We start from the raw sequence: 22,578 nt of genomic DNA, 5'->3' as shown, positions 1-22,578 counted from the left end.
GCCGTTCGGCGGGCCGGGCCGCGCTGCGCGACCTGAGTCGTGTGAGTCCTGTGAGCCGTGTGCGGTCAGGACAGGAACAGGCGGGTTCCGCTCAAGGCCAGGAACGTACAGGCGAGAGTGAAGAGGCTCTGCACGACGCAGGTGATCGGCATGCGAAGCCGGGCGTGCGTGATCGCGCTGGTCGCGGCCACGGCCGGGATGCCCCAGACGGTGAGCCACACCAGCATGGGGACATCGCCGGTCGAGGACGAGACCATGGTGCCGTAGCCGAACATGACGAGCAGGTGCGCGGTGACCACGACGATCACGGCGTCCACGATCAGGAACAGCAGGGCGACCGCGATGTCGAGCAACCAGGCGCGACGTTCTCGGCCATGAGGTGTTACCGGTGGGTCCTGGGCGTCCTGCGCGTCCTGCGCGTCCTGCGCGTCCTGGGGAGGTGAGGCCATGTGCCGACTGCACCACGGAATGGTCCGTTCGACTCCGTGCAGGGCTGGACAGGGATCCGACCGTGACCATCGGTCCGCACTCCGGGTCGGCTGCCCCGCGACCGCACGCCCGAGCGGCAGCCGGGCCGAGGGAACCTGACCGGAATCCGACCCTGATCCGGACGTTATGGGCCCGTGAGCCACGTTGTGCAGGCTGGTGCCATGCGTCTGCTCCCTCGCCGCCCTGCCATCGTGTCGATGTGCCTCTGCGCGACCACCCTGCTGGCCACGGGGTGCTCGGCCGACGGCGGCGATCCGGCACCGTCGCCCCCGTCTCCCACCCGGCGGGACGACGGCGCGGTCAACCGGGCCGACGTGAACGGCGACGGCCATGCCGACGTGGTCGTCAACGGCTGGTACAAGGAGCCGAAGTCAGGCGGCGACTGGCACAACAACCGTTTCGTCGCCCTCGCCGCGCCCGGCGGGCCGAAACCGGCAGCGGCCTTCCGCCTCGCGGACCGCTACGCCAGGCCCGACCCCAGGCTCACCGGCTCGCCGATCTCACAAGACCGGTCGGTTCAGTTCACGGCGGATCTCGATGACGACGGTTACGCCGACATCGTCGTCCGCAACCCGCTGAGCCACCCCAGCGGTACGCACACGCTCGAACAGCGCATCGTCTGGGGAGGACCGAAGGGCCCCACGGGCGCCACCGAACTGCCGGCCGACCTCCTCCGCGCCACCGCTGCCGGGGACTTCGACGGGGACGGCGCCCTCGATCTGCTGACCCTCGCGGAACCCGGCAGCGAGTACGACCGAAAGCCGCAGCGCGCCGCCGTCCTGTACGGCCCGCTGAGCCGCGACGGCGGGATCCCCCGCGACACATCCACGGTCGACGTGGGCCAGGAGGGCTGGGCGACCGTGGCCCACGCCGTCGTCGGCGACTTCGACGGCGACGGCCGGGACGACCTGGTGACCAAGGCCGCGTACGACGAGGAGGACGTCCGCCTGGAGGAGGACATGCCCGAGGACGTCGTCGACGCCGTGTTCCACCGGGGAACGGCTCACGGGCTGAAGCCCACCGGTGCCGTACCCGGGATCACGAGCCGGGAGCCGGGCCTGGCCGACGGCGCCGTCCCCGTGGCCGTGGGGGACTTCGACGGCGACGGCCACGCCGACATCCTCGCCCGGCAGGGCTACCGGGAAGCCGTTGTCGTCCACGGCAGCGACAAGGGGCCCGGCCGGGGGAGGACCGAGAGCGAGCTCGGCAGACTGGACACCGTCGGCGCCCTCACCGTCGGAGATGTCGACGGCGACGGGCGCGACGACATCGCCACGCAGTCCCCCGGGGACGATCGCCGCATCGGCCGGGTGATCGTGGTGCTCAGCGGGAAGGACGGACTCGGACCGGCCCGCAGCGTCGAGATCGACCGGTACGCGATCGGTCTCGGTGGCTCCCCGCAGCACTCGGGAGACCGTGACTTCTTCGGCTGGGACCTGCACCTCGCCGACCTCGACACCGACGGCCGCGCCGAGCTGCTCATCGGCACGTTCGGCTTCAACAAGCCTCGCAAGGACGCTGGTTACTGGATCCTGCGGGGAACGAAGGACGGCCCGTCGACGACGGACCGCCGCTTCATCAGGACCCGGGACTTCGGGCCCGGCTGACCCCTCCGGCCGGCGGCACCGGACGGGAGGTCCGCCGGGGCCGCCTCACACCCCGCTGGAGGGGGACCGCGGCTCGCGGACCACGGCGACGCCTCCCGCGGGGGCGGTGACCTTGCCTGCGACCGGTCTGCCGGTCCTGAACCTGGACATCCGCTCCTCCTCCACCACCGCGGGAAGCGTCGTCGTCCAGAACACCGCCTCCGGAGCCGACGCCCAGAAGTGGACGCTCCACCGACGGCGGCAACGGCTACTACAAACTCCGGAACGTCAACAGCACCTTGGTCGCGGGCGTCGCGCAGTCCTCCACCGCCGACGGCGCGGGCATCGCGCAGGGGAACAGCGTTGATTTTGACGATCAGCTCTGGAAGATCGTCCGCGTCACCTGACCCGCCCCTCACCACACCGGACCACCGGGCCCGCCGAGCAGAGTTCGGGGGGCCCGGCCCACGAGGCGGACCGTGGCCGGGCGAGCCGACGCCTAGAGGCCCAGTACCTCGCCGTACTTGAAGACACCGTTGACCAGCGCGAAGCCGAACGGGGTCAGTGCCTTGCCCGGCGGGTAGGCCTCCACGCCGCTGCTCGGCACGAACCAGACGCCGCCCGACGTGGGCCCACCGGCGTTCTCGCCGGGCGCGCTCACCGCGGTGTCCCGCAGACCGTCCCGGTTGTAGTCGCCGACGGCCACTTGGGCGCCGAAGCGGTCGCCTGCCTCGGCCGCGCCCTGCATGTTCGGGGTGCTCTGGCTGCGGGCGAGGCCACCACGGGGACCGTCCTTCGTACCGTTCAGGACGACGTAGCCGCCCGCGTCCTTCAGGGTGCCCACGTCCTCACCGGGCACGCCGACCACCAGTTCGGGCATGTCGTCGCCGTTCAGGTCACCGGCGGCCAACGCGGCGCCGAAGTCGTCGCCGTCCTCGGCGTTGCCCCCGACATCGGGGCTCGACTGGGTGACGCACTCGTTCTCGGTGCCGAACGCCGCGGTCTTCGAGCCCTTGAACAGGAGCACCGCACCGCCGAGCCGGTCCTGGCAATGGGTCGTGTCCGACTCGGAGTTGGGTTTCACGGGACCGACCGCGAGGTCGTCGGTGCCGTCCCGGTCGAAGTCGGCGACGGCGAGCGCACTGCCCCGGTCGGGGTCGGACCACCACTGGGCGGGCCTGGCCCGGTCGTCCCAGCGGGTGATGAAGGTGCCGGAGTCGTCCAGGGCCTGCCAGGTGGTCGCGAGGTCGTCCCGGCCGTCGCCGTCGAAGTCACCGGTCGCCAGGTCGAGGGTGCGGCCGCCCATGCTGTACCTGCGCAAGGAGGTGCTGGTCACCGGGGCGGAGGTGAGCGGGCCCGGGCGGAACCGGAGGGTGGCGTCCTCCTCGCTGTTCTCCCCGTACGCGAGGTCGGCGTCACCGTCGCCGTCGTAGTCACCCGCGGTGACGGTGCTGCCGATGCTGCTGTACTCGGTCGTGCCTCTGGCCACGGTGGTGCCCTTGATGTCCCCGTTCGAGTAGTCCAGGACGGTGATGATGCCCTCGTCCTTGTACTGGTCGGAGGTGAGCGATTCGCCGCTCGCGCCGACGGCGAGCTCGAAGTCGCCGTCGCCGTCCACGTCGACGGGCGTCACGGAGGAGCCGAAGCGGTCGCCCGCCTCGGGCGTGCCGGGTATGCCCGGCTCGGCCTGGCCGATTTCACCGTTGGACTGGTACGGGGCCACCGAGCCACCGTAGATCACGCTGACATAGCCCGCCTCGGCCTTGCCGTTCACGGTGGAGTCCGGCATGCCGACCGCGATGTCCAGGTATCCGTCGCCGTTGAAGTCGAACCGCACGGTCGTCGCAGCCGCGGCGCTCCCGGCGAGCGGCAGGGTCAGGCCGGTTGCGGTCAGTGCCGCCACGGCGGCGGTGGCGGCAAGTGTGCGTACGCGCACGGTCAACTCCCAAGTAGAAATGGTGAATGAGGGCCGAAGGCGATGTGCTCTCGGGGGGTGTGACACACGAGGTGGAGGAAGGGTTGTGTGAAGGTGGCCGCCCGAGCGACACGACGGGGTGTCACCGTCGGACGAAGCGCACATTCCAGCCGCCGGGAGGGCTGAGTCGGCCCACAGGGGGTAGCCGGGACGCAGGAGACAGTTGCCGCTACCGAGGGACGGAGTCGCATGCCGCGCATGATGGAACGGATCAAGCAGTTCGCAAGCAGCCCGCAGGGGCGTCGGGTGGCCGAGCAGGCGCGACGGGCCGCTGCCGACCCCCGCCGTCGGAGTCAGGCCAAGAGCCTGCTGGGCAAACTCCGCGGCCGACGCTGACCGCCTCCCGCTCCCGGCGGGTGTCCGGCCGGTGAGGTGGCTTCTTCCTTTTCCGGCAGGGGAGTTGCCTTCTGCCAGGACGGGAGAATCGTGAACGACGGTGGATTCGCCGGAGTGACCACGGGGGCGAATACGGCTTGACGCATTCGCCCGTACGAGTTGTCTTTGTCGCGGGTTCGCCGGTATTCGCATGCCGAAGTCGGCTGCGGAGCAGCCTTCGTGCATGGAGAATGCCGCATCTGACGGAACAGCGTCGGCAGAGGGGATCCTGTCTGGACTTGAGGTCGTCTTCACGGCGGACTTCGCGTCCACCCGTCAATGGGTGGCGGGGCGTTCGTGGGCCTATCCGAACGGCGGACCGGTCAACCCCGGTGACAACAAGCTGGACTACCTGACGGCCGACCCCGCCTACAGCCGTTCGGGTACGTTCCGCGCCACCCGCCGCAGGGACGGCCGGTGGAAAGCGGGGCTGCTCACCACGGAGGAGAGCGAGGAGGCGTTCACCGTCCGCGCGGGGGACGTGCTGGAGGCGCGGGTCAGGTTGCCGTACGAGGCCGGAGCCTGGCCGGCGATCTGGACCTGGCGGGACGGCGACCAGGAGATCGACGTCTTCGAGTACCACCCCGACAACCCCGACCTCCTGGAGCTGACCAACCACGTTCGCGGTGCCAACCTCTACTACCGTGATCCCGCCATCAGTCCGGGTGCCTGGGTCGACCTCCGCGTCGAGTTCGGTGTGCGGTCCGTGATCTGGTGGGTGAACGGCACTCGGGTCTTCGCCGACCGCCGCGGCGTGGGGCGTTCCTGGCACGCCTATCTCATCGTCAACCTGTCGGTGTGCGCGGGTCGTTATCATCCGCCGCCGGCTCCCCATGTGAAGGAGATGTCGTACACGGTCCAGAGCCTCGTGGTGCGGCGGCCGGTCAGGCTTCTGGAGGAACTTTCCGACGATCCCGAAGACGCGGACGACAGTGGCGGAACGTGATCCCTGCATTTCCGGATCGGTCTCCTGGGGGCACGAGGGGAAATGCATTTCTGGTGCCGCACAAAAAACATGCGTCCAGGGGTGATCAAGGGAAAACGACAGGAGCCCGTCAGTATCCGATGCCGCCTGACCGGAGAAGTCCCGGCGGCACCACGCACTCCAGCGGCGGGCACCTACGAAACGGTAGGCGCCCGCCGCGGCGTCGTTCCATCAGATACTCCGACAGTTGGGAGGAGGTGTGGCTGCCCAGCGGCAGGACGGCCCGGTCGGCGTCGTAGTCGACGTTCTGGAACACCATGGCCGAAGCCCGCAGGGGCATGCCCTGGACCTCGACGCACACCACGGAGTCGTTGGCGTGCGGTGCCGTGGCCGCCACGGTGACGTTGATCTGGTCGGTGACGGTGTAGGGGAGGGACACCGAGGGGTGGTTGAGCAGATGCACGCGGCTGATCGTGTTGTCGATCACCGGGATCTGCAGCCGGCCGTTCGTGGGCCAGCTGCAGCACTTCGTCGGCTCCGTCGAGTACGGGCCCCTCACCGCCGGCTCCCCGCTCGTCGTCGTACTCGGTCACCAGAAGTGCGGTGCCATCAAGGCGGCGTACGAGGCGATCAAGGACGGTGAGAACCTGCCGGGCAACCTGCAGTCGATCGGTCGAGGCCCTGCGCCCGGCCTGCGAGGACATCGCCAGGCCCAAGCACGCCGACCCGTCGACGGGATGATCCGCGCCCACGCCAACCGGACCGCCGCCGACCTGCGGTCCAACGCCGCCCTCGCCCCCTTGGTGAAGAAGGGTGACCTGAGCGTGGACACCGCCCGCATGGAGACGCTCACGGGAGCACCGTCCGCCTGACGCGGGGCCCGCGGCCCACGGGGCACCGCCTGCCGGCGGTCCTGTGGAGAGCGGGACCGGAGCGAGGCGCCCCGGCCTTCCTGGACCGGCTGTCGGACCTGCCGTCTACCATGCCCGGTCATGGCCGACGATGTGCTCGACTACTCCCAGCCCGGACCCTTCACCACCCTGGACGCGACACAGCTCCGGCTCGTCGAGAGCCTGCCGGACGACCCTGTCGGCATCTGCGCCGTCGCGCAGGGCCTGGTCGTGCAGCCCGCGGACGCCGTGGTGTCCGGCGTCGGTGAGGCGCGGCTCGCGGAGAGGAACATCCGGTCGGTCAGTGAGCTGATCGCCACTCTGATCGCCTTGGATCCGGCCCCGTTGCGGCAGGCTCGCGCCCCCGAGACGCGAGTGATCGGGACCTGTCGGCACTTCGCGACCCTCGCCTGCGCGTTCCTGCGGGCGAAGGGCATCCCCGCGCGGGCTCGGTGCGGCTTCGGGACCTACTTCCTGGACGGCTGCGGCGTCGACCACTGGATCACCGAGTACCGGGACGTTGACCGGCGGCGCTGGGTGCGCGTCGACACCGAGCACCTCGGGTCGTCGTATGTCGAGCGGCCCGAGGATCTCGCCGCGGGCGAGTTCCTGACCGGCGGCGAGGCATGGGTTCAGTATCGTCAAGGATCGGTCGACGGGCAGAAGTTCGGGGTGGCCGGTGTCGATTTCGCCTGGGGACCGGCCGAGATCAGCGGCAACGTGGTCCGTGATCTCGCGGCGCTCTGCAAGAGGGAGATGCTGAACTGGGACGAATGGGGCCGGATGGGCGATGCCTACCAGGGACGGACGGGACCCGACTACGACCAGCTCATCGACGAGGTCGCCGACGCCTGCTCCCGGGACGACCCGCTCGCCCTGACCGGCCTGTTCGCCCGAGCGGACCTGGCGGTACCCCACGACATGGCCGGCTGACCGGATCCGGGACGGGCAGCACGAGGAGCAAGGAGAGAGCAGCATGGCGATTCAGCGGATGGACAACGTCGGCATCGTCGTCGAGGACATGGATGCCGCCGTCGCGTTCTTCGTGGAACTCGGTATGGAACTGGAGGGCAGGGGTCAGGTCGAGGGTCCCGTCGCCGACCAGTGCACCGGGCTCGACGGCGTGCGCTGTGACATCGCGATGCTCCGGGCCCCGGACGGCCACAGCCGGCTCGAACTGGCGAAGTACCGCAGCCCCGCGGCGACCGGCGCCGGACCGCGCGACCGGCCGCACAACATCCTGGGCACCCACCGCGTCATGTTCGCCGTCGACGACATCGAGGACACGGTGGCCCGCCTGCGCCCGCACGGCGCCGAACTCGTCGGCGGGATCGCCCGGTTCGAGGACAGCTACCTGCTCTGCTACGTCCGCGGACCGGAAGGCATCATCGTCGGTCTGGCCGAGCAACTGCGCTGAGGAGAGGCTCGGCTGTCGTCGTGGGCCGGGCGTCCTGCGGTCGAACGGCACCGCGAGGTCTGCAACTCCCTTGCTCCCGGCGAGTGGAATACGGATATGGGGTATCTATCACTCCATGGGAGTTCATTTCATCACAGGCGCTGGTTCGGGGATCGGTGCGGCGGTCGCGGAGCTGTTCGCCGAGCGGGGAGAGGAACTGTGGCTGCTGGCGCGGGACGAGGCGCGGGCGGGGGAGCTGCGTGACCGCTTTCCGGGGAGCCGGACACTGGTGGCCGATCTGTCCACGCCGGGGTCGATACGGGCCCGGCTGGCGGTCGTTGCCCTGCCCGGACGGCTGGACTCGCTCGTGCATGTGGCCGGCGTGATCGAGTCGGGCCGGGTGGAGGAGCTGGACGCGGAGGTCTGGCGGGACACGCTCGCGGTGAACCTCGTCGCCCCGGCCGAGCTGACGGGAGTGCTCCTGCCGGCGCTGCGCGAGGGCGGAGGACACGTCGTGTTCGTCAACTCGGGGGCCGGCGTGCACGCCCCGCCGCGACTGAGTGCCTACGCGGCGTCCAAGTTCGGTCTGAAGGCGCTCGCGGAGTCGTTGCGGGCCGAGGAGTACGGGCACGGAGTCCGGGTCACCACCGTGTATCCCGGGGAGACGGACACCCCCATGCAGGTCAAACTGCACGAGCAGTTCGGTCTCCCCTACGAGCCGCAGGCTCATATGCGTGCGACGTCGGTCGCGGCCGCCCTGGTCATGGCGCTTGATCTGCCGCAGGACGCGACGATGAGCGATGTGATGCTGCGCCCGGGGTGCTGAGCCCGTCCCCCGGGCGGCCGGAGCCGGTGCGGCCCGACGGGGGCCGCCCGGTGCCGGACGCACCGGCGTGCCAGTGGCCCATCAGGTCGGCGTAGAGCGGAAACCGGGCCAGCAGCGTGTCGTGCGTGCCGATCGCCGGGCGGGTTCCGTCCAGGAGCAGCACCCGGTCGGCGCGGCGGGCCACGGACAAGCGGTGCGCGACGGTGACGACGGTGCCGGGACGACGCCGGAACGCCTCCTCCACGCGCCGCTCGGCCGTCGCGTCCAGGTGACGGGTGGCCTCGTCGAGGATGACGAGCCGGGCGGCGGAGAGGTAGACGCGTGCCAGGGCCACCAGCGCGCGTTCCCCAGAGGACAACGCGGCGGGGTCGACCGGGCCGTCCAGCCCTCCGAGCCGTTCGGTCAGCGCCTCCATGCCCAGCTCCGTCACGGCGGCGGCGACGACGGCACCGGGTGCGTCCGGCGCGAGATAGCAGAGGTTCTCGCGCAGGGTGCCGGTGACGACATAGGGGTCCTGCGGTGCCAGGACGCGGGCGCGGGCCAGGTCGTCCCGGGCGACGCACTCCAGGGGCACACCGCCCAGGACAACCCGTCCCCGGTCGGGCGCGAGCATGCCGGCGAGGACGTCGGCCAGGGTCGACTTTCCGATCCCGGAGGGGCCGACGACCGCGAGGTGTTCGCCGTCGGTGAGGGTGAGGTCGAGCCCGTCCAGGACCGGTTCGGCGCCGGGGCCGTAGGCGAAGACGATGTCCGACAACGCCGCCGTACCGTCCGAGGGGGTCAGGGCGGGGACCGGGGTCGGGCCGGGCGGAGGATGCTGGGCCGCCTCGGCGAGCCGTTCGGCGGCCACGGCCAGCCGCAGCCAGGACGCGCCGAGCCCCTGTACCAGCAGCCGGACGGCGGGTTCCAGGGTGGCCAGGACGTAGGCGAGGACCCCCACGATCTCGCCGGTGCTCACGCCACGGGCGTGCAGGCCGGGTGCGGCGAGGACGACGAGCAGCAGCGGACTGTGCGCTCCCAGGGCGACGATGAGCCGCCGCAGCGCGGACACCGAGGCGAGGGTGTTCGAGGCGCGCAGGTGCCTGTCGACGGCGGCGAGGGTCTCGTCCCGGGCGTGCTCCTGGGCTCCGCAGGCGACGATGTCGCGCACGGCGGTGAAGGTGGCGACGGTGCGGCCGGCGAGGGCCTCCTCGGCGTCGAAGGCAGCGCGCTGTCTGCGCACGGTGGCGGGGGCGAGGACGGCGAACAGGACGAGCGCGGCCAGCAGTGGAACGGCGATCAGGGGTACGGCGGCGGGGGCGAGGACGGCGGTGCCCGCGATCACGGCGGCGACCGTCAGGACGAACTGCCACAGCAGCATCAACTGACCGGCCAGCGCGTCGCGTACGGCCTCCACCTGCCGGGTGAGCCGCGCGACCGCCACGGCCGCGCTGTCGTCGGGTGCGGCGCGGGGCGCGACGGCGCGGCGGAGGGTGCCGGTGACGACGTCCCGCAGCAGCCGGTCGCGCAGCGGCTCGACGATCTCGGCGAGCCACGGATAGCTCTGCCGCCCGGCCCACGCGCCGCCGAGGGCGCTCAGCGCGAACACGCCCAGTCCGAGGGCCGCCGTGCGGGGCCGGTCCAGCAGGAACCCCCGGTCGACGGCCAGGGCGAGGGCCTTGCCGCAGACGAGGGCGGGGGCGGCCGACAGGAGTGTCCACCAGGTCAGCCGGAGCGCGGCCCCACGGTTGGCCGTCAGGGCCGCACGGATCAGGCTCACGGCGGCCCGGTGGGCCGTGATGAGGGAGGAGGCGGCTCCGGGCCCGTCCGCGGCTCGGTCCGCCGAGGACGGGCGCGGCGTCTTCGTGGGGCGGGCGGGACGGCCCGCGCGTCGGTGGCCCATGTCAGTCGTCCACGTCCTCGGCGCTGTCGAACAGACCGCGGTAGGCGGGCAGCCGCCACAGCTCGTGATGGGGCGCGAGAGCCGCCACGCGCCCCTCGTGCAGCCAGGCCACGAGGTCGGCACGGGCCGCCGCCGCCGTCCGGCGTGTCACGACCAGCCGGGTGCGGTCGCCGTACGGGCCGTCGAGGGCGCGCAGTACGGCGGCCTCCGCGGCGGAGTCCAGGCTGGACATGGCGTCGTCCAGGACGAGCAGCCGGCTGTCGCGGGCCAGGGCGCGGGCCAGGCCCAGGCGTTGGCGCTGGCCGCCGGAGAGCGGCGCGTCGGTGAGGAGGGTGTCGTAGCCGGACGGGAGACGACGTACGAAGGTGTCGGCCTGCGCCGCCCGGGCGGCCGCGTGGACCCGCTCCGGCGGAACGCGGTCGGCGGCGGCGCTCAGGGCGTCCATGATCGTGCCGCCGGTCAGCTCCGGGTCGCAGAACGCGTAGGAGACGGCGGCGCGCAGGTCGGCGGGGCGGACGTCGTCCAGTGGTACGCCGTCCAGGAGCACCAGGCCCTGCTCCGGAGCCCGCAAACCGCCCGCGACGGCTGCCAGCAGGGATGTGCCCGCACCGGAGCGTCCGACGAGTGCGACGCTGTGCCGTGGGGGCAGGACCAGGTCCAGTCCGTCCAGGACCGTGTCGCCGTCCGGGGTGCGTACGGTGATGCCGCGCAGTTCGACGCGTCCCGGTCCGGGAGGCAGGGGGCGCAGACCCGGCGGTTGCGGGGTGAGGGCGAGTACCTCCCGGACGCGCTGGTGTCCGGCCCGGGCGCGGGCCAGGTCCAGCAGGCTCTGGGCGGTCCCGAAGCCGCCGAGCCCCAGAGTGGCGTAGCCGAGCGCGGCCACCAGGTCACCAGGGCCGAGGGTGCCGGCGAGCAGTTCGTAGCCGGCGACGGTGATGACGGTGATCTGGGTCGCGGGGGCGAGCAGTCCCGTGGACCAGGACACGCGGCGCTGACTGTCCCACAGGGCGCGTCCGTGCCGGCCCAGTTCGGGCAGCGGCCGCAGGACCCGCTCGATCTCGCGCTCCACGGTTCCGGCGGCGGCGATGGTGCGGTGCCCGGCCAGCGCGTTGAGCAGGTGGCCGGCGACGGCGGCCTGCGCGCTCTGGTAGCCCTCGCCCCGGCGCACGGTGCGCCGCAGATGGCGGCGGAGCAGCAGCCAGCCCGCGGGCGCCGTGATCAAGAAGGCGGCGGCGAGTTCGGGGGCGAGCAGTCCGAGGGCGAGTACGGAGCCCGCGGCCATGGCGAGTTGGGCGACGGCGTAGACGGCGGCCTGGACGCTGAGCCCGGCTTCGGCGGCGCTCGCGGTGAGTCGGGCCACGAGGTCGCCGGTCGTGGTCCGCCGGGAGGGATGGGGGCCGAGGGCCATGGCGTGCCGTACCAGTGCGGCACGCAGCCGGGCGGTCGCCTCGGCGGTGGTACGGGGACCGGCGTACTGCGCGAGGGCCTCGGCGCCCGTGAGCAGCCCCAGGACGGCGGCGACGGGCAGGAATCCTCCGGCGCTCGCGGACAGGGCCTGGTCGACGGCGGCGGCCAGGGTGGCGGGCAGGGCCAGTGCGGCGGCCGAACTCGCCGCCACCGCCACGGCGAGGAGGGCGGCCCACCCCCATGGCCGTGCCCTCGGTCGGGCGGTGCCGGGCGGGCGGCCGGGCCGCGTCCGGGGGCCGCACGCGAAGACGGCCCAGGCCGTACGATCGGAAGCTGCGTCCCGCTGCGGCCGGTGTCGGTGGTCCTGTCCCATGCGAGACTCCTGGGGGCGGTGGACGGGCGGTCGTCGGGGCGGCACGAGAACGCCGGCCCGGGCTGTCCCTCAGCCCGGGCCGGCTCTGTTCAGCGGGTCAGGTCACCCCTTGTGGGGAGGGGGAACGACCCGGGGAGATGCCGTCAGAGGCACAGCAGCGTGCTGACGGTGCTGTTGGTGCAGTTGACGACCGACAGGGAGCTGAGCACCGACAGGTACTCGACGGTCTCGTCCGGGGTCTCCAGGGCCTGCAGGTCGAGGATGGACATGGTGGTCTCCTTCGGTTGGGTTGGTGCTTTCCGGCGATCGCCGGAAACTCTGGGCCGCGGCGGCGGACGCCGCGGGATGCCGCGAGGGGTGCGGCGGCCGGACCGGCGGGGCGGTCTCAGGGGGCGGGCGCCGGCGACGCCGGGGCCGCGAGGGGCGCGGGGGCCTTGGCTCGGCGGCCGGGCCAGAAGGGCAGCGCCGGGGCGTCGGCCAGCGCCGATCCGAGGGCGAGCAGGATGCCCGCTGATCCGGTGGCGAGGTCCATCGACAGACGCAGCAGCTGCTCACCGGGGAAGGCCGCGTGCCCCTGGTGGGGGATGAGGTGCCAGACGAGGTGGCGGATGTGCCGCCGGATCAGCGGATCGTCGTCGCGGGCGTCGTCCCGGAGCAGGTGGAGCAGCAGGATCAGTCCCGCCCGTCCGTTGAACAGACTGGGCTGGACGATGAACTCGGGCTCCGCGGCCAGCCGTATCTGCTCCAGGCTCTGCCGCAGACCGGGGTCGGGGCGGTGGCGCAGCACCGCTTGCAGGACGGCGGCGATGCCGGCGCTGCCCGACTCCAGGTACGGCAGGACCCGGCTGCCCTCGTCGACCTGGAGGGTGCCGTCCGCGCCGACGACGCAGCGGGAGAGGTCCAGGCGCAGCGCCTGTTCGGCCAGGTCGAGCAGGCCCGTGTCGCCGGTACGGTCGTACAGGCTCAGGAAGAGCAGGGCCGAACCGGAGGGGCCGTGCAGGAGCCCGGGACGTCGGCCGGAGGCGGGGCCGCCGGGTTCGTCCATGAGGCGGGCGGCGAGACGGTCGGCGACGTCCACGGCACCGGACAGGAGCGAGGCGTCGGAGGTGGTGCCGGCGAAGTGCAGCAGCGTCAGTCCGACCCCCGGGAGCCCTCCGGCGAGGTCGCCGCCCTGACCGTCGAGCGGTTCCTTGAGGAGCCGGTCGAGCAGGTTGTGCGCCTGCCGGACGTGACCGAGGCGGTCCAGGGTGAGGGCCACGCCGTGGGCGCCGGTGTAGAGACCGGGCCGGCAGGGACGGCGTGCGACGGCTTCCAGCAGCCACTCGACGTGATCGGGAGCGACGGGAGCTCCCACGGAGTGCAGGGCCCACAGCACGCCCGCCGCGCCGTAGGCGAGGCCGAGTCCGTCGTGGGTGAACTGGCTGGGATCCCCGGGAAAGAGACGGTCCATCCGTTCTGGGGTGGCGCTCGCCATGACGGCCGCGGCGAGGGAGTCCCGCAGCGCGGGCCAGTGGGCACGGTCGCCGGTGAACAGCGCCGACAGCCTGTCGAAGTCCGACGTTCTCGCCTGTGCGGGGGGTGCGGAGTGGACCGGGTGTGCCTCCGACGGCAGGGGGGTGGGGGAGGGGGGTGGGGAGAGCGAGGAAGGCAGGGTGGGGGACGGGGAGAGCGAGGACGGCGGTGCGGGCCGGCCGGTGTCCGTGGCCGAGGGCAGTCCGAAGCGTCTGGAGGCGGCTCTGGTCAGCTGTTCTCGTTTGTCCGGATCCAGCGCCGTGAGCTGGGTCAGCGGCATGAAGATCCACAGGCGGAGGGCGTCGAGAGCGTGGTGGTCGATCGCGTAGCCCTTGAGGTCGGCGGGGGCCGCGAAACCGGCGGCGCCCAGGCCGGGTCTGACGAACTCGTCGGCCGGCGAGGCCAGTTCGAAGTCCACGAAACACACTCGCCCGTCGGGGCGCACGATCAGGTTGCGCGGGTGGAGGTCCCCGAAGACGACACCGCGGGCATGGATGGCACGCAGTCCTGCCTCGATCTTCGCCAGGACGTCCAGTGCCTCGTCCCTGAAGCGCTCGATCGCCTCGGGAGAGGGATCCGGATGGATGAGGGGGTAGCGCTGCCCGAACCATCTGTTCAGCGGCTCACCGGATATGTACTCCTGCACCAGGAAGTGGTGTTCCCACGCGGTGTGGTGGTCGAGGGCGGCGGGGACGCAGGGCACGCCCTCCAGGCGGCGCAGGATGTCGTGCTCTCTGCCGAGACGGGTGACGGCGTCGTCGCCGCGCTGGTCGAGGCCGGCGTCCGGACGGGCTTCCTTGAGGACCACCTGGTCGCCGCCCGAGGCGTGCCGCGCGAGGTAGATGCCGCCGCCGTTGGAGAAGTGCAGGGCCCCTTCCACGGTGTAGGGGAAGTCGGCCATGCTCGTCGAGGCCCGGTCGGCGAGCGCCTTCGCCAGCACGGCGGGGACGGGGGCCCACTCGGGCACTTCGAACACGGCGCGCCGTACGTCGGGGCGCAGCCGGCCCGACGGCTCGCGCAGCGCCAGGACGAGCTCCCCGGTCTCCGACCGGCAGAACTGTTCGGTGAAGCCCCCGTACCGCAGGTACAACGGCCCGTTGCGCCATCTCAGATCGCTGAGGATGTACGGGCCCCGCTGGCCGGCGAGGGCCTCGTCGAGGTCGTTGAGGGAACGTTCCAGCTGAGGTTCGTCGACCGGGTAGAGGGTCATGAATTTGCCGCTGGACCCACGGGAGGCGTACTTGGCGTTCTGCGTCTGCACCAGGGCGGGGCTGCGCAGGAACTTGTGGGCCATGCGGTGCTCGACGCAGTAGGCACTGACCACGGAGAGGATGTGCTCGGCGTTGTCCAGACAGGCGGACACGTGGATCTTCCAGCCCTGGTCGGGCAGTTCGACACCGGCCGGCGTGCGGCCCACCCACACCTCTCTCGCGGAGCCGCTCCAGCCCGGGGGCAGGGGCTCACCGACCGCAGCGAACTCGTCCGAGGTCGCCCAGCGGACCGGCGAGTCGTAGAACGTCGCATCCGCGTACGAATACGCTTCATAGCGCATATCCATAAAACTCCCCCAAGTCGGCTAAATGCTGTTCCCGAACGAATGCAGTACCAACAGTGAGTCCACCCCGCTTCGTGTGCTGATGATAGGGTGACTGCTTTTTGTCCTGCGATGTGAAGGTAAGGTACCGTCGGCCCCCGTCGGCAGAGCGCATTCGGCGCGCACCTCGGGGCGCGCGAAGCCTGGGCGCCTCGCCGTCGCACCTCTCACTTGCACCGCGCATATGCGTTCGACTTCTGTCAGGGGCAAACCCACTTCGTGTCGTTGCGAAGGCACAGGATTCCGGGCTCGACGGTTGCGGGGTGCCGACGGCGACGGGACCCGAGCCCCTACCGGCACATCACGGATCGGGCAGCGACGCGTGCATGGGTGTGTTTGGACGGCGTAGGTACGCGCCGGCGGTCGGCGCGCACCGGGGGACGGGGGGACGGACGCCGGGTGGTGATGACAGGCCATCGCCGTGGTTGACCCGTACGTGGCCGGACCCGAGGCCGGGGCGTCAGCGTCGTCGCACGCGGTGCGCCCATCCACGCCCCCACCTCTGGGTCGGAGCTTCGACACATCGGCAGGTCAGCAGGCACAGTGGCAGCAGCGCGGCGAAGAAGGCCACTTCGAGCGCGAGGTTGTCGTGCCGGCGCCGGCCGATCCTGCGCCGCCGTAGCGGGACGCACTCCACACCGGCGCACACGGCCATGACGCACGAGGGGGCCCCATCACCCGCCGGACGCAGCCCCCGGCCGGAGGGCCTTGAGCGACAGCCGGACCCGCTCCCGGACCATGTCGACGTCGAAGATCTCGGCGGTGACCTCCTGACCGACGGTCACAACGTCGGAGGGGTGGTCGACGTGCCGCCAGGACAGTTCGGGAAGGTCGATCATCGCGGTGAGGCCGCCGATGTCCACCGAGGTGACACCGGCATCGGCGATCTCGGTCACCGTCCCGGTGACGACCTTGCCTCGGTACAGAGTCTTGAGGATGGTCCATCGGAGGTCGCTCGGGGTCGGCTCGGTCCTCCAACGGGCGCGCAGGACGCCGTCGTCGTCGGGCAGGACGGCGGTGAACAGGGGACGGCGATCGTCGGTGTACATGGACAGGGCGGCCGCGGCGCGGGCTCCAGCGGATCGCGCCGCCAGCTCCGCGAACCGGGTCTCGTCGGCGATGACGCTCGTGATCCGACCATCCGCGTCCTCCAGGACGAGCTCGACCGAGCCCTCTTCGGGGAGGCTCGCGAGAACAGCGGCGACGTCGGTGGACAGGTCCGGCCAGACGGCCAGCCGAGCGCGGGGGGTCAGCCGAGCGCGGACTCCGTCGAGGGTGTCGTCGGTGAGCCGGTGCCAGCGAGTGGCATTGTCGACGTGGACCTCCTCCAGGATCGCTGCCCGGCGCTCCGCCACGCACCAGCGCAGCCGAGCCCAGAAGACGTCGTCGGCGGGCCGCTGTTCGCCCGGTTCGTCGTAGTCGGGGTCGTAGGGCGACGCGTCCAGGCGCTCGGGGAACAGACCGAGCGCGCGGGTGTGGGCCAACGCTTCCTCGTAGGGCTCGCTGCTGCCGATGTACACGTACTGGTCCCATCCGACGTGGATGGTGAACCTGCCTTCCACTTCCAGGCGGCACCAGACGCCGTTGCTGCGGAGCATCGCCCGGACCAGTTCCAGACCGACGGCGAGCGAGACCTGCGCCCCGTCATGCAAGCCCGTCAGGTCGGGCGGGTAGAGCCCGGTCAACCCGTGCCCCTCGATGGCCGGCTCCGCGCCGAAGTCGACACCGGCGGGTGCGATCTGCGGCTCGCGGACAGCCAAGCGGTCGATACCGACGTGCTCGGCACATGCGGCCACCGCCCGCAGGTACGCCGATTCGACCGGCCCGTGATCGCTGACAGGCTCGGCGGTGCCGATGTAGCTGCCGTGTTCATCACGGTCGGCGGGATCGTACTTGGTGATCCGACAGACGAAAGGGAGCGCCTCGGACACCTCACTGCCCGCCGGATGTCGACAGAGCCATGGAGTCCTGGGGGCGTTCCAGCACACGGCGGATCGTGGCTCGGTCGAGGGCGAGGAGCGCGCTGAGGTCCGCGATGGCCGGCTCGCCGCTGCGGCGCCCCTTGGCCTTCGTCACGGTCGTGGCTTCACCTGCGAGGTGCTGCTCATCGAGCGGACAACGGGCAGGGCCGATGGGCTTGTTCACGGACCGAGTGTACGGACGGCGCCCCCTCACCCCGCGCGTCCGCACAGACGTCAGGCTCTGACCCACTTCACCAGTGGCCATCGCCACGTGAACGCGGCTGCCGTGCGCGGATGTCGTACCGACTCGACGCCGCCCTCAGCTACTTCGACCGCCTGCGAAGCTGGGCGTCAGGGGCGCCATGGGTGGTGGTCGCCCCGCTCGCACAGCGCATGGGGCTGCTGGTGCTGCCGGACGCGCTCGACGGTGACCTGCCGCGCACACTGAGCAACCTCTCACAGGGCGGTCCGGTCGCCCATGTGGAAGCGGACTTCTGGGCCGGCGACGGGCATCAGACCGCCTCCCTGTGGCAGGCCGGCCTCCTGGACTGGGGCCCGGTGCACACCTCGGAGTTCGACGGTCCTCGGGAGGACTGGCCCATCAACGCGGCGCCGGCCCGGCTCGGCGTCGTGGGGCCGGCCCCGGCGCGCAGGACCATCGCGATCTGTTCGCGGAAGTGGGTCTCGGTCAGGGACGGGACGAGGAGGACTGGCGGGAGGCCGCTCTGCAGGCATGCGACCTGGCCGACTACGACGAGTGGTACGCGAGAGAGCGGGCCGAGCGGGATCGCGTGGAACGTGCCGCGGCCGAGCGAGCCGTCCATCAGCGGCTGCCTGGTGTTCCCGTGGCACTCGACGGCAAGGACATCATCGCGCTGCTCGGCATTCCTCAGGGCCGGACGTTAGGGGCGGCCGTCCGCGCTCTCCAGCAACTCCACCTCGACCGCGGCCCGCTCTCCCGCGAGGACGCCGAGGCCGCGTTGTACGCCTGGGCTGCGCAGCGTGGCCTGGGCAGTGCCGTGGGCGATGAGGCGGGTAGCGGTGACCCCGCGCGCTCGTGACCGGCAGCACACTTCCTTCGTGGAGGAGCCGACCCAGCCCGTAGGCGCGGCGAGCAGGCGCGCAGCCCTGACGGCGGCGCGCGCCCTGTTCAACCGTGGGGACCGGAGCCGACCGCATCGTCCCAGGCCCGGGGACTGAGGTAGTGGTTCCTGTGTCCTGCGGCGAGTACGTGGCGCAGTTCGGCGAGGTGCTGGGTGTCGGCGGGGAGATCCAGCCGGTCGAGGAGGGCCAGCGCGGCAGCCGGCTCCAGGTCGCCGTTGACGTCGTGGAAGCCCGCCCGCAGAGCGCGGAAAAGGCAGGAGTGCAGGGCGGGAAGCCGCGCGGCGGTGCGGTACGTCGGCTCCTTCACCGCCCAGCGCACCGGGCCCGAACACTCCAGAACCCGACGGGCACGGCGCAGCAGGTGTGCCGATCGCTCCCTCACCACTCGGTCGATGTCATTGCCGAGAACCTCCGCGAAGGCCGTAGCGGCAGTGGCCCGGTCCTCGAACCAGTCCACCCACAGCGAGTACGTGACGGCCTCGCAGTCCCGGTCCGCCTCCAGGCGCCGACGGTAGCCGTCCCACAGCACGTCGGCCGGCAGTCGGCCCTCGGCACTCCCGTACGCGAACCGGATCTCGCACGTGACCCAGTACGCGTCGAGGAGGTCCAGCAGTCCGAAGGCCAACCGCACCTGGGCGGCTGCGTCCAGGTCTGCGCAGAACACGGCGCCGGCCCATGACTGCGCCACCTCGTGGGCCGTGAGCGACTCACCCGGCCGTACGTCGCTCACCCACCCGTCCCCGACCTGGCTGACACCTTGATCAGCCAGCCAACGCCGAGCGGCCTCCACGCCTTCCCTGTCCATCAGAGAAGTGTGACGAGTCCATACCGAACCGGGGGTCCGAAGCCACCGTGCACACGACCGGCTCGACCCGCCTACGCGTCGCGCCCCCGCAGCAGCAAGCCGCCGACGAGCAGCGCGGTCGCGGTCCACAGGGCGAGGACGCACAGGCCGGCCCAAGGACCGATGGGCAGCTCGTTCAGATCGGCGGTGGCTTGCACCGCGAGTCCGGCGGGCATGGGTGCGATCTGCTGGAGGTGGCGCTGCCAGTCCGGGTCCTTGACCACCTGGGTGACCAACGGAAAGAGGTAGAGCAGTCCGAGCACGATGCCGATGGCGGTCGCCGCCTCGCGTACCGCTGTCGCCACGCCGAGGCCGAGCAGGGCGATGAGGACGAGGTAGATGACCGAGCCGGCGGCCGCGCGCAGGGTCGGTCCGTCCGCCAGGGACAGCGGGGGGTAGCCGTGCGCCTCGGTGAACCCGTTGCCGGGCAGGAGGTAGCGGCTGCCAAGGAGCGAGGCCAGGACGGCCACTGTTCCCGCGGCCAGGACGACCGTGCCGAGGACGGCCGCCTTGGCGGTGAGGACGGTGATCCGGTTCGGCACGGCGGTGAGCGTGGTGCGGATCATCCCGGTGCCGTACTCACCGCTGACGGCCAGCACCGCGAGGACGGCGACGACCGCCTGCCCCACGGTGACGCCGGTCAGGGCGAGCCTGACGGCGTCCTTCCCGCACCCCGCGTCCGGGCATTTCACCGCCTCGGCGGTGCCACAGCCGACGGCCACCGTCAGCGCGACGGCCAGGAGGAGCAGCCTGCCCATGTCTCCCGCGGTGCGCAGCTTCGTCCATTCCGCACGCAGGGCACGACCGAAGCCCCCGCGCCACGTGCTGTCCGCTGCCCTTGTGAGTCGTGGGCCACGCTGGGGACTCATACGTCCCTCCCGCGCAGCCGCACCACGGCCAGACCGAAGGCGAGCGCGGCGTAACCGCACAGCACGGCGAGGCCGGCCCACGGCGTCAGCGGGTAGTAGCCGGTCGACGGCTCGTACACGCTGAGCACCTGCGCGTACCGCGGCAGGGTCTGCTGGACGGCGAAACCCGCGGCCGGTGTCACCCGCAGCAGCCAGTCCGAGACGCCCGGGGGCAGCACTCCTGAGGCGGCGAGCAGGAAGGGCAGCACGATCGACGCGATGACCAGGGCGGCCGCCGTGCCGCTGCGCCGCAGCAGGGTGCCGACGCCGAGAGCGAGCACGGCGGCGGCCGCGCAGAGCAGGCCGGTGCCGACCATGACGCGCACTTCGGTCGCCGACGTGACGGGGAAGACATGGAAGCCCCTGCCGAGCGCGCCGCGTGTTCCGACGGGAACGGTGATCGCGGCGGCGATCAGGCCGACGGCGAACATGACACCCCCGGCCACCAGCGCCTTGGCGGCAAGCACTCTGCCACGAAAGAGAGTTGCCGCCATCGTCGTACGCAGCAGACCGCTCCGGTACTCGCCGGTGACGAACACCGTGCCCACGGCGATCATCACGACGAGCCCGGCGAAGGTGCCGACGAGGAAGTTCTCGACGGAGTAGCCGCTGCCCATGACGGGCCCGCCGACGACCGGTGCGATGTCACCTGCCCCCGTCACGGTGAATCCGCCGCCGTCGGGCCGGGTGAATCCGCCCTCGGTGGTGTTCGTGTAGCTGCCGGACGTGCCCGCGTCGCCGCCCACCTGCGTGCCGCGCCACGCCGCGTCGGACCAGCCGCCGGTGAGGCCGGGACGGCCGAAGGTGCCGATGGCTACGGCGGGGCTGAATCCCGTGCCCGCCGCGGTGTGGTGCATCGCCTCCGGTGACGTCGCGAAGAGGCCGGCCTGTACGGTCCGCGCCAGCCCTGTGAGCCGAACCCGGCCGACCTCGGTCCAGCGGGAGCCGTCGGAGGACGCGTAACCGGTGAGACGGTCACCGGAACGGACCAGGCGCAGCCAGCGCGGGGACTCCAGGGAGACCCGGCCGGAGGGGCCCGCCGTGTCATGCGTGTAGTCATACTGCATGCGCACGCCATGGTCGCCGGTGGCCAGGACCGCCGCGTACGGTGACCCCTGGGCGAGGCTCTCCTTCACGATGATGCCGGCTTTCGCCCAGGGCTGGGCGCCGGGGACGGTCCGACCGGTCCCGGTGTCGGCCACACCCGTGAGCGACCACAGGGGAACGGTGAGGGTTCCGTCCCCGGTGAGCGTCTTGTGCACGAAGAAGAAGCTGTCGTTGACGGCCTCGCCGCCGGGTCCCGTCGGGTACGAGGCGGAGTCCGCGCCGCGACCGCCGGGGGTGGGGGCGGCCGTGCCGAGCAGGCCGACGACGATCGTGACCAGGAGTGCCCCCGCCATGGCGAGGACCCAGCCGCGTACCGTACGGAACTTCGTCCACTCGGAGTGCAACGCCCTGCGGAAACCACCCCGTTCAGCGCGTCTGGCGACGGGCGGGGGAGGGAGGTGGGCGACGGTCATGGCGCGGCCTCGCCCGCCGGGACGCCCCGGTACTCCACCGCGTCCCGGGTGAGCTCCATGTAGGCCTCCTCCAATGTCGCCCGGTGCGTGGACACCTGGGAGAACGGCACCCCGTTCCGGGCGAGCAGCGCGACGATCTCCTCGTCGGGCAGGCCCGTGACGCCCAGGGTGCCGGGGCCGGTGGCGACGACGGTGGCGCCCGCGCCGCCCAGGACCCGGGCGGCACGCGGCGGCTCGGAGGTCCGCAGGGTGACCCGGTCGCCGGACGCCTCGGCGAGCAGCTCGGCCACGCCGGTGTCCGCGATCACCCGGCCGCGGCCGATCACCACGAGATGCTCCGCGGTGTCCTCGAGCTCGCTCATCAGATGGCTGGAGACCAGGACGGCGCGGCCCTGCCGGGCCAGCGACGACAGGAAGCCGCGCATCCACACGATGCCGTCGGGGTCGAGTCCGTTGAACGGCTCGTCCAGCATGACGGCCGGCGGGTCGCCGAGCAGCGCCGCGGCGATCCCCAGGCGCTGACGCATGCCCAGTGAGAAGCCGCCGGCCCTGCGCCGGGCCGCGGGGCCCAGTCCGGCCTGCTCGATGACCTCGTCCACCCGCCGGGCCGGCAGGCCCTGTGAGTGGGCCAGCCACAACAGATGGTTGCGGGCGGTGCGGCTCGGCTGCAGGGCGGAGGCGTCGAGAAGTGCCCCCAGACGCAGAAGGGGGCGACGCAGGCTGCGATACGGCACTCCGCCCACCAGGGCCGTTCCCTCCTCGGCCGCGTCGAGGCCCAGGATCACGCGCATGGTGGTGGACTTGCCGGCCCCGTTCGGGCCGACGAAGCCGGTCACCCGCCCGGGCCGTACGGTGAACGTCATTCCGTCCAGGGCCGGTTGTGGTCCGTAGCGTTTGCGCAGACCGACGACCTCGATCGTGGCCCTCGTACTCTCATCGCTCATGGGCCCACCCTGTGCCGGAGCGGGTCACAGGGGCCGAACGGCCGCTGTCATCTCGCTGTTAGGCGCC

General features: G+C 71.9%; 21 protein-coding genes. 8 read left to right on the top strand and 13 right to left on the bottom strand.

The genetic code is table 11. The features are described 5' to 3' along the window. Window positions 1–65 precede the first annotated feature (65 nt). Window positions 66–449: a hypothetical protein gene (locus tag ACFU5F_RS25810; RefSeq protein ID WP_383891680.1), complete on the bottom strand. Its 384-nt coding sequence runs from the start codon at window positions 447–449 to the stop codon at window positions 66–68. A 201-nt stretch (window positions 450–650) separates the two neighbouring features. Between ACFU5F_RS25810 and ACFU5F_RS25805 the strand changes: the two genes are divergently transcribed. Beyond that, the gene (locus ACFU5F_RS25805) at window positions 651–2,096 is read left to right on the top strand and encodes an FG-GAP repeat domain-containing protein (RefSeq protein ID WP_383891677.1); all 1,446 of its coding nucleotides are present in this window, start codon (window positions 651–653) and stop codon (window positions 2,094–2,096) included. Between the two features lie 278 nt (window positions 2,097–2,374). After that, a complete protein-coding gene (locus ACFU5F_RS25800) occupies window positions 2,375–2,482 on the top strand; it encodes a hypothetical protein (protein WP_383891674.1) in 108 nt (35 codons plus the stop codon). 92 nt (window positions 2,483–2,574) lie between these two features. Here the strand turns inward: ACFU5F_RS25800 and ACFU5F_RS25795 are convergent, their stop codons facing one another. After that, window positions 2,575–4,011: an FG-GAP and VCBS repeat-containing protein gene (locus ACFU5F_RS25795; RefSeq protein ID WP_383891671.1), complete on the bottom strand. Its 1,437-nt coding sequence runs from the start codon at window positions 4,009–4,011 to the stop codon at window positions 2,575–2,577. Window positions 4,012–4,609: 598 nt separating this feature from the next. Between ACFU5F_RS25795 and ACFU5F_RS25790 the strand changes: the two genes are divergently transcribed. Beyond that, window positions 4,610–5,371 carry a beta-glucanase gene (locus tag ACFU5F_RS25790; protein WP_383891668.1) on the top strand — a complete coding sequence of 254 codons (762 nt, stop codon included), beginning with the start codon at window positions 4,610–4,612 and terminating at the stop codon, window positions 5,369–5,371. A gap of 109 nt (window positions 5,372–5,480) precedes the next feature. Here the strand turns inward: ACFU5F_RS25790 and ACFU5F_RS25785 are convergent, their stop codons facing one another. Further along, complete coding sequence (locus ACFU5F_RS25785; protein ID WP_383891665.1) at window positions 5,481–5,813, bottom strand: hypothetical protein; 333 nt, start codon at window positions 5,811–5,813, stop codon at window positions 5,481–5,483. Here ACFU5F_RS25785 and ACFU5F_RS25780 point away from each other — a divergent pair. The 4 genes from ACFU5F_RS25780 to ACFU5F_RS25765 all read left to right on the top strand — a co-directional run bounded on the left by ACFU5F_RS25780 (window position 5,800) and on the right by ACFU5F_RS25765 (window position 8,462). Further along, window positions 5,800–6,222, top strand: coding sequence for a carbonic anhydrase (locus ACFU5F_RS25780; protein ID WP_383891662.1), 423 nt, complete (start codon window positions 5,800–5,802; stop codon window positions 6,220–6,222). The two genes, ACFU5F_RS25785 and ACFU5F_RS25780, sit on opposite strands and share 14 nt — an antisense overlap. A 120-nt stretch (window positions 6,223–6,342) precedes the next feature. Then, window positions 6,343–7,173, top strand: a complete 831-nt coding sequence (locus ACFU5F_RS25775; protein WP_383891659.1) for a transglutaminase domain-containing protein — start codon at window positions 6,343–6,345, stop codon at window positions 7,171–7,173. Window positions 7,174–7,216: 43 nt separating this feature from the next. Then, window positions 7,217–7,657: a VOC family protein gene (locus tag ACFU5F_RS25770; RefSeq protein WP_383891656.1), complete on the top strand. Its 441-nt coding sequence runs from the start codon at window positions 7,217–7,219 to the stop codon at window positions 7,655–7,657. Between the two features lie 115 nt (window positions 7,658–7,772). Beyond that, window positions 7,773–8,462 carry an SDR family oxidoreductase gene (locus ACFU5F_RS25765; RefSeq protein ID WP_383891653.1) on the top strand — a complete coding sequence of 230 codons (690 nt, stop codon included), beginning with the start codon at window positions 7,773–7,775 and terminating at the stop codon, window positions 8,460–8,462. Here the strand turns inward: ACFU5F_RS25765 and ACFU5F_RS25760 are convergent. From ACFU5F_RS25760 to ACFU5F_RS25735, 6 genes are all read right to left on the bottom strand, one after another. Beyond that, window positions 8,398–10,344, bottom strand: a complete 1,947-nt coding sequence (locus ACFU5F_RS25760) for an ATP-binding cassette domain-containing protein (RefSeq protein WP_383891650.1) — start codon at window positions 10,342–10,344, stop codon at window positions 8,398–8,400. The genes ACFU5F_RS25765 and ACFU5F_RS25760 overlap by 65 nt on opposite strands. 1 nt (window position 10,345) lies before the next feature. Continuing rightward, the gene (locus tag ACFU5F_RS25755) at window positions 10,346–12,124 is read right to left on the bottom strand and encodes an ATP-binding cassette domain-containing protein (protein ID WP_383891647.1); all 1,779 of its coding nucleotides are present in this window, start codon (window positions 12,122–12,124) and stop codon (window positions 10,346–10,348) included. A 143-nt stretch (window positions 12,125–12,267) separates the two neighbouring features. Continuing rightward, window positions 12,268–12,393 (bottom strand): SapB/AmfS family lanthipeptide, encoded by a 126-nt coding sequence (locus ACFU5F_RS25750; protein ID WP_383891644.1) that lies wholly within the window; start codon window positions 12,391–12,393, stop codon window positions 12,268–12,270. Between the two features lie 116 nt (window positions 12,394–12,509). Further along, window positions 12,510–15,188 (bottom strand): class III lanthionine synthetase LanKC, encoded by a 2,679-nt coding sequence (lanKC, locus tag ACFU5F_RS25745; RefSeq protein WP_383891641.1) that lies wholly within the window; start codon window positions 15,186–15,188, stop codon window positions 12,510–12,512. Between the two features lie 716 nt (window positions 15,189–15,904). Then, window positions 15,905–17,161, bottom strand: coding sequence for a S1 RNA-binding domain-containing protein (locus ACFU5F_RS25740; protein ID WP_383891638.1), 1,257 nt, complete (start codon window positions 17,159–17,161; stop codon window positions 15,905–15,907). A 1-nt stretch (window position 17,162) separates the two neighbouring features. Continuing rightward, window positions 17,163–17,375 (bottom strand): hypothetical protein, encoded by a 213-nt coding sequence (locus ACFU5F_RS25735; protein ID WP_383891635.1) that lies wholly within the window; start codon window positions 17,373–17,375, stop codon window positions 17,163–17,165. A 493-nt stretch (window positions 17,376–17,868) separates the two neighbouring features. Between ACFU5F_RS25735 and ACFU5F_RS25730 the strand changes: the two genes are divergently transcribed. Further along, window positions 17,869–18,252 (top strand): hypothetical protein, encoded by a 384-nt coding sequence (locus ACFU5F_RS25730; RefSeq protein WP_383891633.1) that lies wholly within the window; start codon window positions 17,869–17,871, stop codon window positions 18,250–18,252. Between the two features lie 89 nt (window positions 18,253–18,341). Here the strand turns inward: ACFU5F_RS25730 and ACFU5F_RS25725 are convergent, their stop codons facing one another. The 4 genes from ACFU5F_RS25725 to ACFU5F_RS25710 all read right to left on the bottom strand — a co-directional run bounded on the left by ACFU5F_RS25725 (window position 18,342) and on the right by ACFU5F_RS25710 (window position 22,511). Continuing rightward, window positions 18,342–19,100, bottom strand: coding sequence for a hypothetical protein (locus tag ACFU5F_RS25725; protein WP_383891631.1), 759 nt, complete (start codon window positions 19,098–19,100; stop codon window positions 18,342–18,344). A 71-nt stretch (window positions 19,101–19,171) separates the two neighbouring features. Further along, entirely contained in the window at window positions 19,172–19,897 is a 726-nt protein-coding gene (locus tag ACFU5F_RS25720; RefSeq protein WP_383891629.1) for an ABC transporter permease, read from the bottom strand. Between the two features lie 107 nt (window positions 19,898–20,004). Continuing rightward, the gene (locus tag ACFU5F_RS25715) at window positions 20,005–21,567 is read right to left on the bottom strand and encodes an ABC transporter permease subunit (RefSeq protein ID WP_383891626.1); all 1,563 of its coding nucleotides are present in this window, start codon (window positions 21,565–21,567) and stop codon (window positions 20,005–20,007) included. Further along, window positions 21,564–22,511 (bottom strand): ABC transporter ATP-binding protein, encoded by a 948-nt coding sequence (locus ACFU5F_RS25710; RefSeq protein ID WP_383891623.1) that lies wholly within the window; start codon window positions 22,509–22,511, stop codon window positions 21,564–21,566. The genes ACFU5F_RS25715 and ACFU5F_RS25710 overlap by 4 nt, the downstream gene beginning before the upstream one ends. Window positions 22,512–22,578 lie beyond the last annotated feature (67 nt).

This window comes from Streptomyces sp. NPDC057438 (assembly GCF_042802995.1).
Classification (GTDB): Bacteria; Actinomycetota; Actinomycetes; order Streptomycetales; family Streptomycetaceae; genus Streptomyces.
This window is presented reverse-complemented; position numbering and strand designations above follow the sequence as displayed.

What these genes read in the sequence shown, in the direction of transcription:
- ACFU5F_RS25810 (WP_383891680.1), bottom strand. Translation starts at nt 449, where the DNA reads ATGGCCTCACCTCCCCAGGACGCGCAGGACGCGCAGGACGCGCAGGAC.
- ACFU5F_RS25805 (WP_383891677.1), top strand. Translation starts at nt 651, where the DNA reads ATGCGTCTGCTCCCTCGCCGCCCTGCCATCGTGTCGATGTGCCTCTGC.
- ACFU5F_RS25790 (WP_383891668.1), top strand. Translation starts at nt 4,610, where the DNA reads ATGGAGAATGCCGCATCTGACGGAACAGCGTCGGCAGAGGGGATCCTG.
- ACFU5F_RS25775 (WP_383891659.1), top strand. Translation starts at nt 6,343, where the DNA reads ATGGCCGACGATGTGCTCGACTACTCCCAGCCCGGACCCTTCACCACC.
- ACFU5F_RS25770 (WP_383891656.1), top strand. Translation starts at nt 7,217, where the DNA reads ATGGCGATTCAGCGGATGGACAACGTCGGCATCGTCGTCGAGGACATG.
- ACFU5F_RS25765 (WP_383891653.1), top strand. Translation starts at nt 7,773, where the DNA reads ATGGGAGTTCATTTCATCACAGGCGCTGGTTCGGGGATCGGTGCGGCG.
- ACFU5F_RS25760 (WP_383891650.1), bottom strand. Translation starts at nt 10,344, where the DNA reads ATGGGCCACCGACGCGCGGGCCGTCCCGCCCGCCCCACGAAGACGCCG.
- ACFU5F_RS25755 (WP_383891647.1), bottom strand. Translation starts at nt 12,124, where the DNA reads ATGGGACAGGACCACCGACACCGGCCGCAGCGGGACGCAGCTTCCGAT.
- ACFU5F_RS25750 (WP_383891644.1), bottom strand. Translation starts at nt 12,393, where the DNA reads ATGTCCATCCTCGACCTGCAGGCCCTGGAGACCCCGGACGAGACCGTC.
- lanKC (WP_383891641.1), bottom strand. Translation starts at nt 15,188, where the DNA reads ATGCGCTATGAAGCGTATTCGTACGCGGATGCGACGTTCTACGACTCG.
- ACFU5F_RS25725 (WP_383891631.1), bottom strand. Translation starts at nt 19,100, where the DNA reads ATGGACAGGGAAGGCGTGGAGGCCGCTCGGCGTTGGCTGGCTGATCAA.
- ACFU5F_RS25720 (WP_383891629.1), bottom strand. Translation starts at nt 19,897, where the DNA reads ATGGGCAGGCTGCTCCTCCTGGCCGTCGCGCTGACGGTGGCCGTCGGC.
- ACFU5F_RS25715 (WP_383891626.1), bottom strand. Translation starts at nt 21,567, where the DNA reads ATGACCGTCGCCCACCTCCCTCCCCCGCCCGTCGCCAGACGCGCTGAA.
- ACFU5F_RS25710 (WP_383891623.1), bottom strand. Translation starts at nt 22,511, where the DNA reads ATGAGCGATGAGAGTACGAGGGCCACGATCGAGGTCGTCGGTCTGCGC.